Origin of the sequence: Daejeonella sp. (assembly GCF_044232565.1) — a bacterium.
Lineage (GTDB): Bacteria > Bacteroidota > Bacteroidia > Sphingobacteriales > Sphingobacteriaceae > Daejeonella.
Genome location: NZ_JBIILQ010000036.1, coordinates 1 through 16,500, shown reverse-complemented (window position 1 = coordinate 16,500; position 16,500 = coordinate 1). Strand labels below are relative to the sequence as shown.

The window sequence follows — 16,500 nt, the reverse complement described above, 5'->3', positions numbered from 1 at the left end:
TTAGGTGTTGACTTTGAAATAATTAAAAAAGCAGGATCATGGTTTAGCTATGGCGATACAAAATTGGGTCAAGGGCGTGATGCGGTTAAGCAATTATTGCTCGACAATCCAGACTTAATGGATGAACTTGAAGCTAAAATCAAGGACACTGTTACTGCTGATAAGCTTGAAGAAAAACAATAACATTCAAGAAAGAAAAATCATGAAATATCAAGCCCGCATCAATCATGCGGGCTTTTTAATGCACTAAAAATTAATTTACTCGAAGCTGCATTTTAAGCCAGCTTTCCATATTTTCACGCTGCTCGGGGTAAACCCAATGACCAGTTTCTTGCGCTAAGAACAAAGTTTTAGGCGCAGAAATAACATTGTAGGCGGCATACATGGATGTTGGGGGACAAGTTTCATCGTTAAAGCCCCAGCTATATTTACCCGGCACTTTCAACATTTTTGCAAAATTAACCACATCATAATATGCACTAGTTTTAAGCTTATCGGCAATACTAATCTGCATGGCATTTCCCTTATTAAATAAATGTGGCCATCCGCCTGCTCGGCCAATCATAAATCCTGTTAAATCACTCAAAGCGGGGTAATATGCTGCTAAAAACTTAACACGCGGGTCAAGAGCAGCAGTTACAATAGACAATGCACCACCCTGACTACCGCCAGTTACTCCCAAAGTTGAACCATCATACTGAGCTAAAGAGGTTAAAAAATCATTGGCTCTAATGCAGGCCATATAAACCCTTTTATAATAATAACGATCACGATCGTCGAGGTTAAAAGACTGATAACCAGATAGCGCACCAGAAGCTAAATTAGTGTAAACACTCGGATCCATATTCACAGGGACGCCATGAATACCTATTTCCAAAGTAATTACACCTCTTTCGGCAGTAGCTACATCCCCATTATAGGGTCTTACTCCTGCCCCAGGCACTCTTAATAATGCGGGATATTTCCCTTCTGCCTTAGGAATACACAATATTCCATAGATCCTACTACCTACACGGAAGTTCTGAAAATTAACATGATACACATTCACTTTTTCTGTTGAGCGTTCCGGCAATAAAGTCATTCGTGAATCCATAGGAATTTTAGCCAAATCAGCTTTTGCATCATCCCAAAACTGGATAAAATCTGCAGGAACAGACTCTAAAGCAGGTTTAATTTGATCTGGGTTAAACCCAACAGTAGCTAAACCCCTGTAGCTTTTGCCATTAACTTCAGCGGTTACGGTACAACGATAAAAACCCGGGCTCTTCATAGTGCCTCCATTGATGATAGATTGGCCATCATTAAGTTGTAAAGCTCCTTTCATTTCAGTTTCCATTCTTTCAGGACCCATATCATACCTCACACTCACATTTTTTAGCGGATTACCGTATTGAAGAACTGAAACCTTAAATTTAACTTTCTCACCTAATTTATATTGCCAATCCACATGATCTGGAGCTACAATAACTTTTACATTCTGTTCAACAGGTTGAGCATAGGCTCGCATCGAGCAAACAAAGAGTAATAAAACAAACAATAAAGAATTGATTTTTTTCATTTGATAAAAGATTTTTGCAAGAAAATTGAAAGAACAGGACATAATGAACTTTCCTATTTCTATAGGTTAAGGATTATTAAATGTCAAATTCGACAATAAAGTGATTTAAAGCAAATAAATATTGAGAACTATTGCTTTTCAAACCAAAACGAATTAGAATGTGAAGGGAGAACTATTTGCCCTTGGTCATGAAATACATAAACCAAACCCCTACAATTACAATAAAAGCGAGCACATAGAGTCCTATTTTGCCTTTACGTTTATCCTGACGCATCACCCAAATCAACAATCCTGTTAAAGGAATTAAGAATACTAAAAAGAAAATAAGACTAACTGCGCTCATAATATATATTTGTAAAGCTCCTATTACATTGTTTGTAAGGAAGCATAAAAAAAATTAAAACTTCATTCGGGCCATTGGAGCAACATCTTGTCCAACAAATTCCTGATTTAGAAATTTATAGTGTCCTGCAATAGCAATCATTGCTGCATTATCAGTACAATATTCAAACTTAGGAATAAAAACGTTCCAATTTAATTCTTCAGCCGTTTGATTTAATGCCGCTCTAAGTCCCGAATTTGCCGAAACCCCACCTGCAATCGCAATATTTCTAATATCAAATTGTACTGCTGCCTTTTTCAATTTATTCAGAAGAATAGAAATGATGCGCTCCTGAACAGAGGCACAAACATCAGCAAGATTATTTTGCAAGAAATCTGGATCATCTTTTAACCTATCCCTTACAAAATACATGATGGAAGTTTTCAATCCACTAAAGCTGAAATCAAGACCATGGATTTGTGGCTCAGGAAATTTGAATGCCAACTTATTACCCTCCTTGGCATATTTATCGATTAATGGTCCGCCGGGATAAGGCAAACCAAGCATTTTAGCCGTTTTATCAAAAGCTTCACCCGCAGCATCATCTGTTGTTTGACCAACAATTTCCATATCAAAATAATCCTTCACCAAAACAATTTGCGTGTGTCCACCCGAAACGGTTAAACAAATAAATGGGAATGAAGGCTTATTTTCATCAATAAAATGCGCCAATATATGTGCCTGCATGTGATTTACCTCAATAAGTGGTAAACCATTTGCGAGTGCAAATGCCTTTGCAAAGGAGGTTCCAACAATTAAGGACCCTAATAATCCAGGTCCGCGTGTAAAAGCGACCGCATCAATGTCATTTTTATGTATTTTTGCATCAGCAATTGCTTGATGAACGGCAGGAATAATATTTTGTTGATGAACCCTTGATGCCAATTCAGGAATTACGCCACCATATTTTTGATGGATAACCTGACTAGCGATAATATTTGAGTATATTTTTCCATTAACACAAATGGAAGCCGAAGTATCGTCACAAGAAGACTCAATGCCCAGGATAATTGCCAAAACGTTAGATTAAGATTGTTATAGATTATTTAAATACAAATTTATCAAAAAAGGACTAAAAATAGCATTTTGGGTGATGACAACATTTTTATTGTTGCTCATTGGCCTATTTATTTCTCTACAATTTAGGCCAGTACAAACTTATCTCGCTAAAAAAGTTGCAGAAAAGTTTTCAAAAGATTTAAATACAAGGATTTATGTGGGTGGATTGCACATTAAATCCCTCAAAACATTAGAATTAGATACCTTGTATGTTGAAGATTTGAATAAAGACACCCTACTCTTTTCCCCTAAGTTTAAAGTCCAGCTTAATTTTATCCCATTTAACCTCACTAAATTCTCGGTTAAATCTGTACAAATGAATGATGGTAAGTTTTATTTGAAGCAATTTAAAGACAAAAGTACGAACCTAACTTTCATCATAAACTACTTCAAGACAGCAAAAAAAGCAAAAAAGCAAAAAAGCAAAACTCTGGATTTGACTTTAGACAAAGTGGTGTTAAGCAATATCTCATTTAAGTACAAGAATTACATTAATTCTAACCCTGTTCAAGGAATAAACTTCAATGATATTCATTTGAGGGATTTTAGCAGTACCATCACCGGAATAGATACAAAAAATCACCTCGCCAAAATGAGTGTGGAGAATCTGACTTTTAAAGAAAAATCTGGATTTTATTTAAAAAATCTAACAAGTATTGCCATAATAGACACCAATCAGATGGAGTTCAAGGATCTTTTACTTGAAACCGAAAACAGCAAAATAGGTGATTACTTCTTGATGAAATATTCGAGCTTCAAGGACTTTAATAAGTTCATAAGCAAGGTGTTTATGCAGTCAAATTTTAAGAGTTCCAAAATAAATAGCTCGGACATCGCCTTTTTTTCACCCAACTTAGCCAAATCCAACGTTATATTACAGTTCAACGGTAGAGTTTCGGGATATGTAAATAATTTGAAGGCAAAAGATTTAATTATTCAAAGCGGACAAGCAACTTATGTGAAAGGAGATTTTTCGTTAAAAGGTTTGCCCCTAATTAAACAAACCTTAATGGATCTGAATTTTGAGCAAATATCTACCAATAAACAAGATATAGACTTTATCATTGCTCGTGCCACAGGTAATAAAAAGTCGCTAATTCCAGAATTTGCCAACAAACTAGGAACCATAAACTTCAAAGGTCGCTTCTCTGGATTTATAAATAACTTTATATCTTTTGGAGAATTTAAAACTAAGGCTGGTCGCTTAGCAACCGACATTAACATGAAATTTGGGCAAGACAATATACCAAGTTATGACGGATCATTAAAAGCAATAGACTTCAACATCGGCGAATTAATTAGCTCTCCAAAAATAGGAAGAACAAGTCTTAGCGCCATAATTAGCGGTAAGGGATTTAAAATCAGCACTTTAAAGGAGAAAATAAAAAGTGAAATTCAATACTTCGAGTATAATAACTATCGTTACAGCAATATTAAGCTTGATGGGAACTTTAACAAAAAGGTTTTTGCAGGCATCATAGAAGTAAAAGACAGCAATATTAATCTAGATTTTAAGGGTAACATTGATTTGAATCCAGAAAATCCAGTTTATAATTTCAATGCCTTAATTGGTAGTGCAAACCTACAAAAACTAAATTTTACGAAGGATACTATTCAATTTGATGCTGAGTTAAGCACCAATTTTTCGGGAACTAATTTAGATAATATTGAGGGTTTTGTTTCAGCTAATAGAATTCAATTAAGTAATCCGAAAAACTCATTTATAGTCGATTCAATAAATTTAAGTGCTCAAGGAACTGGATTACAGCGCTCATTAAGTATTAGTTCAGACATACTAGACGCGAGTATCAAGGGACAGTACGATTTAAAAACTTTTCCTTCCTATTTTAAATCGGTAATCAGCAGATACATTCCTGCATCGGGATTAAAATTTATCAAACCCGGCCAACAAGATTTCGAATTCAGCCTGAATATCAAGTATTTTGACCCGATAAGCATGCTTTTAATTCCAGATTTGAAAATACCAGAGCAGGCAAGTTTCACGGGAAAGTTTGTCTCCGAAAAAAATATAGCTACTTTAAACGGATACATCAAGCTAATACAATTCAAAAAAATAAAAATCAATGATTTAATTATTGATGAAGCTACTACAGAAGATGCATTGAACTTGTTCATTAGTTCCGAGCGGATTGATATTACCGACAGTTTATTCATCAAAAATGTAAATATTGCCAATATCCTGAGAAACGATAGCCTAAATCTAAACATAAAATTATCCGACAAAAATGCTACTAACCAGCTGGATTTAAACTCATTAGTAGAGTTTAGGGCGGAAGGAGCAGAAAGAATAAAGCTCAGTATTTTACCCTCCGACATACTGATTAACAGTGAGATTTGGAAAATCCAAGAAAAGGTGAGCTTCAGTTTTGATGAAGGCAGAGGGAAAGATGACGCTTTCAGCTTATTCCGTCGGACAAAAATTACGGGATTTGAATTGTTTAAAGACAATCAAATGTTAACCATTGACGGAATTATTTCCGAAAATCCTGATGATGAACTACTTATAGGATTTAACAAGTTTAAGCTTGCGTCTATTAACCCATTGACTAAACCCTTAGGCATAACTTTGGGAGGTATTTTGAATGGGAAAGCTAGCCTCGCCTCGCTAAAATCAACTCCTAAACTGGAGGCAGGAATTAAAATTGACAGCCTCAATTACAATAACTTGTCGATTGGAGATCTAAACATGACTGCAGGGGTTGATAATGCTACCAATCTAATCAATATCAAGGTAGATATTGTGGATAAAGGCAGAAAAAATCTAGAGATTGATGGAACCTATAATGCTAATCCTGATCAGAATAGCTTGGATATGAAAGTGGTAATGAATAACAATGAGGTAGTTATTTTTCAGCCCTTATTAAAGCATTTAATTTCAAATATGCAGGGTCAGGTATCCGCAGACCTAAGCGTTACCGGAAAAATAAATAAGCCCCAAATAAATGGAAGTCTTTCATTGATTAATGCCGGGATGACCATTAATTACCTAAAGACGCCCTATAGAATTAATGATCAGGTTGAAGTTGAGAATAGTGTCATCAAACTGAAAAACCTTAAATTAAAGGACATTAAAAACAATGAAGCCATTGCCAATGGAACAGTTGATATGGCTAATCCAAACAATCCGGATATCAATATCGATATTAGGGCAAACAAGTTTATGGCTTTAAATACCACCTCCAAAGATAATCCGCTATATTATGGCGTTGCTTATGGAACTGGGCTTTTTAGATTTAATGGCCCCACCAATGACATGCGGATAAATATTAATGCCAAGACTGAAGCTGGAACCGTTTTCAATATTCCACTTAACTCATCCGCAACGGTTAGTAAAAATGACTTTATCACTTTTATATCCTCAGACACCCGCTTAAACAAACCGAAGGAAACCTCATTCAAAGGCCTGACCATGGATTTCAATCTACAAGTAGACCAGAATTCGGAGGTTAATATTTTCACTAGTTTGGGCAGATTGTCTGGGAGGGGTGATTCGGAATTAAATTTAAAAATTACCTCTTTAGGCGATTTCGAAATGTATGGCGATTACCTCATCAGCAGTGGTAAATTTCAGTTCACGGCACAAGATTTCATCAATAAACTGTTTAAGATTAGCGAGGGAGGTTCTATTCGTTGGACGGGTAATCCTGTTGAAGCAACAATTAATTTAAAAGCGCTATATGAGGTTAGAACAGCCATAGCGCCATTGTATTTGGCTGCCGGGCGTGCTAGTGATGACAATCAAAAAGTGGCTGCTGAGGCTGTTATGAATTTAAGTGGGCCTTTAATGACACCCAATATTTCTTTCGACATAAATTTCCCAGCCAATACCTACATTAAAGACGAGCTACAGTCTTACCTAAGTGATGTAAACAATACCAATCAACAAGCTTTAAGCTTAATTGTTAGGCGTTCTTTTGCGGGTAGTGCCGACCAAAGTAATGGCATTGGCGGTATCGCTACATCCACTTTTATTAGTGCAGGATCAGAACTATTCTTCAATCAGCTTAACACGATACTTTCCCAATCATTAAATCTAAATTTTGTGGATCTAAATATTAGATCTTTTAATGAGGGCAGTGCTTCATTTCGTTTCTTAAAAGACCGCTTAATATTAACTGGTGGTGTAACAAACCGACTAAACAGCAGCAGTACATTTTCTGATTTTTCGGTGATTGGAGGCAACTCGCTTATTGCCCGTGATGTGGAAGCCATCTATCTTATTAAAAAGAATGGCGACTTGGTGCTTCGTGCATCAAATAAACTCAATAACAGAAGTTTCTTAAGTAATCTTTCTTCTAACAATGAATATGTTAGTGCGATAGGTCTTGTTTACCGCAAAGACTTCGACAGCTTTAAGGAACTATTAGGTATTTTAGTTGGAGAAAAGCGAAAAGAAGCACGCAGCCAAGGCAAGCAAAAGCAGGTTCTAGACATAAATGCCATAAAACCTGAAGATCCAAAAACCAGAAAAAAATAAGCTAATTAGCTATTTTTCATAATTGTATGTCCCATCTTATCCCGTTTTGTTTTCAAGTAAATTTCGTTATGAATATTCGACTTTATTTCAATTGGGATGTTAGATACCACCTCCAAACCATACCCAATTAGTCCGGAGCGTTTGGTTGGATTATTTGACATCAATCTCATTTTTTTGACACCCAAGTTTCTAAGAATCTGGGCACCAATGCCATAATCGCGCTGATCCATTGGGAAGCCTAATTGTAAATTGGCATCCACTGTATCTAAACCATTTTCTTGAAGATTATAAGCATGCAATTTGTTAATCAAACCGATACCGCGACCTTCTTGATTCATGTAAATTATTACTCCCTTGCCTTCTTTTTCGATCATTTCCATAGCTTTATGAAGCTGAGGACCGCAATCGCAGCGGCAAGAACCGAAAATATCACCAGTAATACATGAGCTATGTACCCTAACTAAAACAGGCTCATCCTCCTCCCAGCTACCTTTAATTAAAGCCAAATGCTGTTCACCAGTAGTGATTTGTGAATAAGCAACCATTTCAAAATCACCCCATTGAGTAGGCAATTTGACAGAAACCTCCTTTTTAATAAGAGATTCTGTTTTTAAACGGTAAGAAATCAGGTCTTTAATACAAATAATCTTAAGATCAAACTGCTTGGCGATAATCAAAAGGTCGGGTAGACGTGCCATTTCACCATCTTGTTTCAAAATTTCGACCAATACACCGGCAGGCTCAAGACCTGCTAAAGCAGCCAAATCAACCGCTGCTTCAGTATGGCCTGCTCTACGCAGTACACCACCTTGCTTAGCAATTAATGGGAAAATATGGCCAGGGCGCCCGAGTTCTTCGGGACTAGTATTCGGATTAATTAAAGCGAGTATTGTTTTTGAGCGATCAGAGGCGGAAATTCCGGTGGTACAACCATGTCCAATTAAGTCGACGGAGACTGTAAAATTAGTCTCATAAGCTGCAGTATTATTCCCAACCATTAAATCGAGTCGGAGTTCTTTACAACGATCATCCGTTAAAGGAGCGCAAATCAAACCACGACCATGGGTAGCCATAAAATTTATTACTTCTGGTGTAGCATTGGAAGCTGCTGTTAAGAAATCACCCTCATTCTCTCTATCTTCATCATCAACAACAATAATAACTTTACCTTCTTTAATATCGTTAATTGCTTCTTCAATCGTGTTAAACATAATTTTGGCTTGTGTGGCACCCGTTTTAGGGAAATATAATCTTTGATTCCGAAAAACGAACACTGTATTTAGGGCGCAAATTTACGTATTTTTTTACATCAAAGATTTCATTTCCATGCAAATAGGTCAGTTGTTTGCAATAAATGAGTTTTCAAGGAGAAAGCAGGATCTTATAGTCGGTCTTGTCACTGTTCTACTCCTTGTCTATAATTGATGCTAGTATGTTGACAACACACAGAGGTTGCTGGTACGGTGACAACACCGACCAGAGGGGAAGGCGCTCCCGTATTATTCGCGATGCTTTACAAAAAGCTGTTTAAACCAGCGTTTATAGAAATCGAAATCAAAAAGTGCAGAGTCAACGGTTGCTTTGTAGGTAAGAAAGACTCCCAGCGGACTTAAAGTAAAGATTGCTATCCACATCCCTAGAAAGGGGGTTAGGCTCCCCTCTTTAGCTGCTTTCTCGCCTATAGTTGAGATAATATGATAAATTAGGAAAAACAAAACTGACATCACAACAGGCAAACCTAGTCCCCCTTTACGAATAATTGCACCCAATGGAGCTCCAATAAAGAAAAGCACAAGACAAGATATAGCTAAAGTGAATTTCCTGTTTAGCTCGACTAAAAACCCTCTCATTCGAGCTTCATTATCGGCAATAAACAATTCCTTGCGACTTAACACTTCTTTAATAGACCTTACTTGTTCTTTGGCGGTTTGGACTGACTGCAACTTTTTATCTAAGGGAATTAAATCCAGAACATTCTTATATTTCTTTAAGAATATCGTTGGAGCTTTAGTATTTAGGGAATCCGTACGATATACGCGAGCAATCATACTTAAATCACGATAAGTTGATCTCAAGTTGCTATCCCCTTTCAGAGAAAAAGAATCTCTGTAAAAATTAAGCTGCTTGAGATTAAGCATGGCATAATTCGATTTAAACAGGTCTTCATCCGTACGTTTTAACTGAAAACCCGAAAGGTCGAATCGCTGTTCTGTCTCCTTAAATTCGGTCCTCATGAGCCTCTGCCTAGGATTATAGGGCCCGCTAGCCCCAGCAGTCTCTTCATAACGTTTGCCATCTTTCAGCTTTAATACTAGCAGTTGATTATCATCCGTTATAAACATCTGTCCTTCCTTGGCGACTAAAACATTGATATTTCCGCTAGATGTATTTCGTTCATAAATGAGAACATCGTGTAAGGTTTGATCAGGATCTTTTTTCTTCACACGGATGGCATAACCAGGAATACTATTATTAAAAATACCCTCCTTAATCAGGAAAGCAGCCTTTTGGTTACGAACATCATATAGAAGAGAACCCATTTTAAGGTTAGCCACCGGAAGCATATAGTCGGAGAATAGAAAAGCTGCCAAACTGAGCACACTCACCCCGACAATCAGAGGCGTCATGGCCCTTTGTAGGGATATTCCAGCCGACTTAATAGCTACTAGCTCATAGTTTTCACCTAGACTGCCGAAAGTCATGATAGAAGAGAGTAATATGGCAAGAGGTAATGCCATAGCTACGTTGGTTGCCGATGCATACATCAGCAATTCCAATATCACATACCACTCAAAGCCTTTTCCAATCAGATCATCAATGTATTTAAATAAAAATAGCATCAATAAAACGAACATGACAATGAAAAAGGTAACAATAAAAGGCCTTATAAAGGCCTTAAACACTAATAAGTGTACTTTCTTCACTTTGTAAAAATAGAGAAAATTTTTCTCTATGCCCCTAAAACACTAATCAAATATTGAATTTGATTATCCCAAATGAGTTTACGGTCCGTAATTGCATCTTCAGTTGCAAAATCTGTAATTGCTAAGGCTACGTCATTGGTCAGTTCATCTTGCACAACTTCCATTTCAAAATAGCAATGAGGTTCATCATCCAGCCATTTAAATTTAACCAATTTGTTTTCTTTTATAGAAAGCAATTTTGCTTTTTGTTGATCGCCATCCCAAGTAAATGTATATACTTGATCTTTATATGTTACATCATCGGCAAACCATTGAGCCAGACCATTAGGTTCGTTTAAAAAACCAAACAATATTTTAGGAGATGATTTAATCTCATACTCTACATTGAACTTTATCTTTTCAGCCATTTCTTTAATATTTATATCGCTTGGTGATTTTTTTTCATCTTTTTTCTAAAGAAAAGTAAATTACTCTATATTTGCAACAGTTTTACGAAGCTTGTTATTATAAATCTTCTAAAAGAATCTTTTTTCTTTAGATTTTCTGATTTTCTCCAAGATAAATCATTGCAAACAGTAAAATTTAACCATACCCTGGCGGGGTAGCTCAGATGGTTAGAGCGCAGGATTCATAACCCTGAGGTCGGCAGTTCGATCCTGCTCCCCGCTACGATTAAAAACGACCATTTACGTTAATTCGTAGATGGTTTTTTTGTTATGGTGAGTTTATGCCTAAAATCTGAAATAAAATCGTCTCTACTTGGCTTAAAATACGCTGAGATTTTTTTGAATCGGTAATACTATTGATGGAACTGTTTTCTCACAGTAGCCCTGCAATGACCAAACGGTATTGGGGTATTAGAGACAAACAGAGTATGGCCGTTTATGATAGTGTGAGATTGTAAAATTAATAGAGGAAGGAGGACTTATAGTTCCCCTTACCATCATTTACCCAAATAATTTTTGGAGTGGGCTGTCCATCTGGTGTAGACTGATTTTGCCTATAACCAAACCCATCTGCAACTAAATCATAGTCTCCGTCTTTATCTAAGTCGTAGAGTCTCATCCAACCCGCCCAAATAGAATTAGGCAATGAGGCAACATCAACTTTTGCAGATGTAACATCAACAAACGTATTATTTTGATTCTCTAAAATTTGAATACCGAATCCTTGATAGTTGATTTCATGAAGTAGCACTATATCAATATCTCCATCTTTATCCAAGTCAGTATAAGCCATATCCATCACACTTGTGAAGGATGTTTGTGCTGGTAAAATAGTTTGATTGTTGGTATTGAATTTATGAGTTGAAGCCCCCCAAATTACTCTTGACGCCCGTGATTTATTATCTCCTCCCAAAATTAAATCTAAATATCCATCCTTATTTACATCAAATAATTCCATGCAATAGTAATTGTTTGCATTCCCTAAATCGTATCCAAGGCCAGTAATAAGGTTTGCGTTGTATTTAAAATTACCATTTCCAATATTTTCAAAATATACTGGCCCCATTTTGGTTTGGCTTCCTCCTGAATACATTAGTAAATCGATATCGCCGTCATTATCAACATCTCCTGATGACCCAGAGTGGTAATACCCCAATACTTCTGTAATGTTTTTTAGAGTCATGGATAAGTCTGTTCCGAAACTAACAATTTGTACGCTATCTCCTGGGAACGGTAAAGCATCGACTCCACTGGAAGCAATCAACAATCCTAATTTTCCGTTGCCATAATAATCATTAAAGATTAATTTTCTTGCCCCAGTTAGTCCCTGTATAATATTGGGTTTTGTAAATGCTAATTTTTCATATTCCCATGTTACATAATAGCCAGGTTTATTTGTTCCATGGGGTCCAGGCCAATAGTTATTGAAAATATCAGTCTTTCCATCCCCATTTAAGTCACCCATAAAGAAACTTTGTCGGTTAGAATGATAAGAAAGAACATTTGGGATGTAGTTAAATCCTACAGTTCCTTTGTTGTCATATAAGCTGTTAACTTTTGCTGGGTCTTTATCAATAAAAAAGGTTCCATCAAAAAGTTTGTTGGTTATATACCAGCTAGTCTTTTGGTTTATAGAGGTATGAGTCTCTAAAAATTTTGTAGGGGCTGGAGGTATTATTGGTGTAACTAAAGTTATTGGAGTTACTGGATTACTCTCTTGTTTGGAACAGGATGAAAGTATTATTAATAGAATGTAAATAGGCAGTATGCGCATTATGTTGGTTGGGTTAAGAATTGATTTTAATTTAATGAATGTTAATTAATTTTAATTTATAAAAGTATTGCAATCAATAATTTCGGTTTAAAATAAGTCACTAAAAAAGAAATTAATTATTTAAAAAAACATGAAAATTTCTTTGTGAGGAACTAATCCTTCCAAACTCGTTAAAATGCTTTTATTTTCATTTTTTAAAATCATACATAATTGAAAATCCATTGCATATGATTTTAAAATTTAATTCATAACCATGAGGTCGGCTTTCGGTGCTGCTCCCTGCTACGTTAAAAACTATTATCCAATTATTCCCCTTTATAAAATCGGATTAATCTCAGTAATTACCAATGTACCATCTGTATTTCCTAGAATACCAATAAATTTTAATTTATTATTGACGGAAAATGCTTTGAAATAAGTTGGAACTTGACTAAAAGACAATGTTTGCGCTTTATTTAATTTTTCAAAAGTTCCATTATTATTCCTCCAAATCAAGTTATGAAGCAAAACATCGGCTACTCCACGATTAGCTGTTTTAAAAAGCTTGCCTGCCCATGGATTCAAAATTATATCTTGCCATCCGTCCCCATCCGCATCAATCACTTCAAATTCTCTGAATTGCAAATCAGCAAAACTATATTCTAATGTTTGGTTTTTATAGACAAAGTCGCCATTCCCATTGTTAGTCCAAATTTCCACTCCATTAATTTGATCACCTTCATAAGCAAGTATTAGATCTAAGTCGCCATCCTTATCTAAATCCGCCAACTTCATTGAAGTCACTCCCAGATTACGAGTAGCGAAACCAAATATTCCTGGTGATTTTACGAATTCATATTTCCCCGTTTGTGCACTATAACTAAATATGGCAAAACTGTATCTGGGTGATGGATAAGCAGGATTTATTCCATAATCTGCTCTAATTATTTCTAGCCTAGAATCTCCTAAAACATTGCCTATTATAACCGCGCCTGCACCATAAGCTCCGAGCCAATTATTATATGAAATTAAATTTTTATCAGCCTCAAAGCTACCATTGGCTTTCTGAATATAAGGGTGAAGATTATCCATCCAAGTACCCTTGGTACCCATAGTTAAGCCAATAATATCTTTTAACCCATCGCTATTTAAATCACCTGTGGCAACCGAGTGGTAAAAACTTCTATCTGTTGATATGGTTGACCATGACAATTGCTCTCCATTAGTCTTAGCCATCATAATATGACCGAAAGGCCAAGTACCTTGCTTTAATTCAAGACCATGATCAGCAAAAACAATAGTGCCATTATCATCAAATAGTTCACTATCTCTGCCTGCCCCCATAGCGCCATCTTTATAGGCTGCTTCATAAACCCATTCATTATTCTTTTTAATTAAGTGAATAGCTGGAATTAAGGGATTATTAAAAAATAGAGTAGGCGCAATAATAAGATGCTCAATCCCATCTTTTAAATAATGTGTTGTGCCAGAAATACTTCCATCTATAGATGTACCAATATCTGCCGCAGCTATATTATCAATCTTTAATTTTATCGAGGTGTTCTTAACTGAGGTCTGATCTTTCGGAATTGGGGTATCTGCAGTTTGACTTTCTTGCTTCTTACAAGCAAACAGTAAAAAAAATATTGCAAAAAGCCAATATTGGTGAAATGGAATTATCATTTTAATAAATAAAATCTGTTGTCATAATGTTTGGCATAAAGATAAATTAAGAGCACTAAACATTGCTTAAATTATTACGCTTATTGCGTTATGTCACAGATTTACTAGTAATTTCTTCTATGTTTTATGTAAAAAAGAAATCGAAAATGATGGTTTATGGGGAACAAGATTTAATAAAAAAAAACTAAACCCCTTTTACTAATTTACCACTCCTTGAATTATCAAGCGCATAATCACTTACCGAAACCCCCATAAACTTTTTAAAGTTTTTAGAGAAAGTAAAACGGGAATTAAATAAACATTTATCGCCCAGAGAGGCAATGGTATATTTTTCAAGATAGCCATCATTCATAAGAGAAACGGCATAATTAATTTTTACAAGATTACAAAAGTCGTTCATCGAATAGTGGCAATAATACTTAAACACAAATTCTACATGACTTCTAGGTATATCTAGTTCTTTAGATAAATTTTTGGCAGTAAACGTAATTGTAGAAAGCAAGGCATCCGATTTTTGGAGTTTTTGAATAGTCAGAATGATACGATCAACCCGATCCGAAATATTGCCCGAAATTATCAAATCTTTATCTTCAATTAACGAAATTGGCTTCCCACTCCAGATTAAAAACTCTTGTGGTTTATCAAGCTGAATGCTTTTCAATAAATTATGTTCACCAAAAATAATTACTGGATTTTTAAAAATATAGATCAATGCAAATAGCCAAAGCAGTGAAGTATATCGATAAAAATTATTTAGCATAACTGTCGACTGAGCCTCGCTGAGCAGAAAATAATTAGAAAATACAAGTAATATAAAAGTAATTGAAGCCATTAAAAATGCCCAAGTCCTTATTGTTTTATAAATGCCCATCTCATACATCGTCCTGTTTTTTGATTTTAAAAAAACCCTTAACAGGAACAATATAGCCCCGAAATAATAACAAGAAAAAGTTAGAAAAACAATATGGCGAAGGGTATAGTTCAGCATAAACAGATCAATAGAAACCAATATGCATGGTAAAATAAAATGATATAACTCTTTTATGAGCTTAACCCTTCCTTGAATTAGGCGCTTGAAAAACAAATAGTAAACCGGTATAATTAAAAAACCAATAGATAACCTAATTTTTAAAGGACTGTAAGTCACTTCGGTCAACTCTAAAACATCAAGCGCATTCAAAAAACGTTGCAGTCCTACTATAAATAAAATAACTAGGAGATAAACATTTGTTTGACGATTTGGCTTGAGATTAAAAATCATCAACACCACTACAAAGAGACATAAAAACCCAACAAGTAAGGAAATGACGTTTAGAAACATGTGTCAAATAGTCGAAATATGAACCGAATATACAAATAAAACAGAGGCTATTTTAATTAGATACTTTTCTTATGTTTATTTGCAAATCTACATCCATAAAAAAATGAACAACATGAAAAAATTACGCCTTGTTTTTACAGCGCTTATAGGACTTCTATTCACGCTAAGTGTTAATGCACAAACCACTGTTTTATCTTCAGGCATGTCTATTCAAGGCATTGCCCGTGATATCAACAATGAGGCTTTGGCCAATATCGACCAATTAGATATGGCCTTTACAGTCTATTATTTAACAAGTAGCACTCCAACTACCATATTAACCAGAAACGCAACCGTAAAAACAGATAATTTCGGGGTATTTTCTTACGTTTTAACGATAGACCAGGCGCAATATAACCTGATTAGCACCAAATCAGCATATCTGAAAGTTTCACAGGGAAGTGTTGTATTTTCTGATGAGAAATTACAAGCCGTTCCTTATGCTATTTATGCACAAAATGGAGTACCAACAGGGTCGATAATGCCTTATATAGGTACTGTTGCTCCAGCCGGATGGTTGATGTGTAATGGTGATGCAATCCCCAGTGGAACATTTAGCGATGATTTAAAAGCTTTATTAGGGACGACTACCACTCCCGACCTAAGAGCTATGTTTTTACGTGGTGCTGGCACAGGAAATTTGAGAACAGGTCCCACGGTTAAAACCATTCAGCAAGATGATTTAAAAGCGCATTTGCACAAAGTAGAAATAAATACAAATTATACTGGCAATCATACTCACACAGTAAAATTTTCTAATGATGATTATAGTGGAGGTGGAGGCGGTAGCACTGGACTAGAAGACGATACACCAAATATTTTTAATAAAACCTTAAC

At 35.6% G+C, this 16,500-nt stretch carries 11 protein-coding genes, 1 tRNA gene and 1 pseudogene; 4 read left to right on the top strand and 9 right to left on the bottom strand.

Translation table 11 applies throughout. The annotated features are described in order from the left end of the window. Positions 1-183, top strand: a pseudogene (locus tag ACILQF_RS03675) (DNA recombination/repair protein RecA); the annotation flags it as partial. A gap of 70 nt (positions 184-253) precedes the next feature. Here ACILQF_RS03675 and ACILQF_RS03670 read toward each other — a convergent pair. The 3 genes from ACILQF_RS03670 to tsaD all read right to left on the bottom strand — a co-directional run bounded on the left by ACILQF_RS03670 (position 254) and on the right by tsaD (position 2,957). Beyond that, entirely contained in the window at positions 254-1,558 is a 1,305-nt protein-coding gene (locus ACILQF_RS03670; protein WP_395626061.1) for an acetylxylan esterase, read from the bottom strand. Between the two features lie 172 nt (positions 1,559-1,730). Beyond that, positions 1,731-1,901, bottom strand: coding sequence for a hypothetical protein (locus tag ACILQF_RS03665; protein ID WP_395626060.1), 171 nt, complete (start codon positions 1,899-1,901; stop codon positions 1,731-1,733). A gap of 54 nt (positions 1,902-1,955) precedes the next feature. Next, on the bottom strand, positions 1,956-2,957 hold the full coding sequence (gene tsaD / locus ACILQF_RS03660; protein WP_395626059.1) for a tRNA (adenosine(37)-N6)-threonylcarbamoyltransferase complex transferase subunit TsaD: 1,002 nt from the start codon (positions 2,955-2,957) through the stop codon (positions 1,956-1,958). A 76-nt stretch (positions 2,958-3,033) separates the two neighbouring features. On the opposite strand from tsaD, the gene ACILQF_RS03655 reads away from it, so the two are divergent. Further along, complete coding sequence (locus tag ACILQF_RS03655) at positions 3,034-7,497, top strand: translocation/assembly module TamB domain-containing protein (protein WP_395626058.1); 4,464 nt, start codon at positions 3,034-3,036, stop codon at positions 7,495-7,497. A 5-nt stretch (positions 7,498-7,502) separates the two neighbouring features. On the opposite strand, the gene ACILQF_RS03650 is transcribed toward ACILQF_RS03655, so the two are convergent. The 3 genes from ACILQF_RS03650 to ACILQF_RS03640 all read right to left on the bottom strand — a co-directional run bounded on the left by ACILQF_RS03650 (position 7,503) and on the right by ACILQF_RS03640 (position 10,828). After that, a complete protein-coding gene (locus ACILQF_RS03650; protein ID WP_395626057.1) occupies positions 7,503-8,708 on the bottom strand; it encodes a bifunctional 3,4-dihydroxy-2-butanone-4-phosphate synthase/GTP cyclohydrolase II in 1,206 nt (401 codons plus the stop codon). Between the two features lie 288 nt (positions 8,709-8,996). After that, complete coding sequence (locus ACILQF_RS03645) at positions 8,997-10,421, bottom strand: LptF/LptG family permease (RefSeq protein ID WP_395626056.1); 1,425 nt, start codon at positions 10,419-10,421, stop codon at positions 8,997-8,999. Between the two features lie 26 nt (positions 10,422-10,447). Then, positions 10,448-10,828 carry an START-like domain-containing protein gene (locus ACILQF_RS03640; protein ID WP_395626055.1) on the bottom strand — a complete coding sequence of 127 codons (381 nt, stop codon included), beginning with the start codon at positions 10,826-10,828 and terminating at the stop codon, positions 10,448-10,450. A 188-nt stretch (positions 10,829-11,016) separates the two neighbouring features. On the opposite strand from ACILQF_RS03640, the gene ACILQF_RS03635 reads away from it, so the two are divergent. Then, positions 11,017-11,090 (top strand) — tRNA-Met (locus tag ACILQF_RS03635). A 237-nt stretch (positions 11,091-11,327) separates the two neighbouring features. Here the strand turns inward: ACILQF_RS03635 and ACILQF_RS03630 are convergent. The 3 genes from ACILQF_RS03630 to ACILQF_RS03620 all read right to left on the bottom strand — a co-directional run bounded on the left by ACILQF_RS03630 (position 11,328) and on the right by ACILQF_RS03620 (position 15,183). Then, complete coding sequence (locus ACILQF_RS03630) at positions 11,328-12,641, bottom strand: FG-GAP repeat domain-containing protein (protein WP_395626054.1); 1,314 nt, start codon at positions 12,639-12,641, stop codon at positions 11,328-11,330. A 315-nt stretch (positions 12,642-12,956) separates the two neighbouring features. Then, complete coding sequence (locus ACILQF_RS03625) at positions 12,957-14,303, bottom strand: FG-GAP-like repeat-containing protein (RefSeq protein WP_395626053.1); 1,347 nt, start codon at positions 14,301-14,303, stop codon at positions 12,957-12,959. A 184-nt stretch (positions 14,304-14,487) separates the two neighbouring features. Next, positions 14,488-15,183 carry a helix-turn-helix domain-containing protein gene (locus tag ACILQF_RS03620; protein ID WP_395626052.1) on the bottom strand — a complete coding sequence of 232 codons (696 nt, stop codon included), beginning with the start codon at positions 15,181-15,183 and terminating at the stop codon, positions 14,488-14,490. 553 nt (positions 15,184-15,736) lie between these two features. On the opposite strand from ACILQF_RS03620, the gene ACILQF_RS03615 reads away from it, so the two are divergent. Beyond that, a partial coding sequence (locus ACILQF_RS03615; RefSeq protein ID WP_395626051.1) for a phage tail protein occupies positions 15,737-16,500 on the top strand: 764 nt, incomplete at its 3' end.

Excerpts from the sequence above, each read along its gene's own strand:
- ACILQF_RS03655 (WP_395626058.1), top strand. The coding sequence starts at position 3,034 with ATGACAACATTTTTATTGTTGCTCATTGGCCTATTTATTTCTCTACAA.
- ACILQF_RS03650 (WP_395626057.1), bottom strand. The coding sequence starts at position 8,708 with ATGTTTAACACGATTGAAGAAGCAATTAACGATATTAAAGAAGGTAAA.
- ACILQF_RS03630 (WP_395626054.1), bottom strand. The coding sequence starts at position 12,641 with ATGCGCATACTGCCTATTTACATTCTATTAATAATACTTTCATCCTGT.
- ACILQF_RS03620 (WP_395626052.1), bottom strand. The coding sequence starts at position 15,183 with ATGTATGAGATGGGCATTTATAAAACAATAAGGACTTGGGCATTTTTA.
- ACILQF_RS03665 (WP_395626060.1), bottom strand. The coding sequence starts at position 1,901 with ATGAGCGCAGTTAGTCTTATTTTCTTTTTAGTATTCTTAATTCCTTTA.
- ACILQF_RS03625 (WP_395626053.1), bottom strand. The coding sequence starts at position 14,303 with ATGATAATTCCATTTCACCAATATTGGCTTTTTGCAATATTTTTTTTA.
- ACILQF_RS03640 (WP_395626055.1), bottom strand. The coding sequence starts at position 10,828 with ATGGCTGAAAAGATAAAGTTCAATGTAGAGTATGAGATTAAATCATCT.
- ACILQF_RS03670 (WP_395626061.1), bottom strand. The coding sequence starts at position 1,558 with ATGAAAAAAATCAATTCTTTATTGTTTGTTTTATTACTCTTTGTTTGC.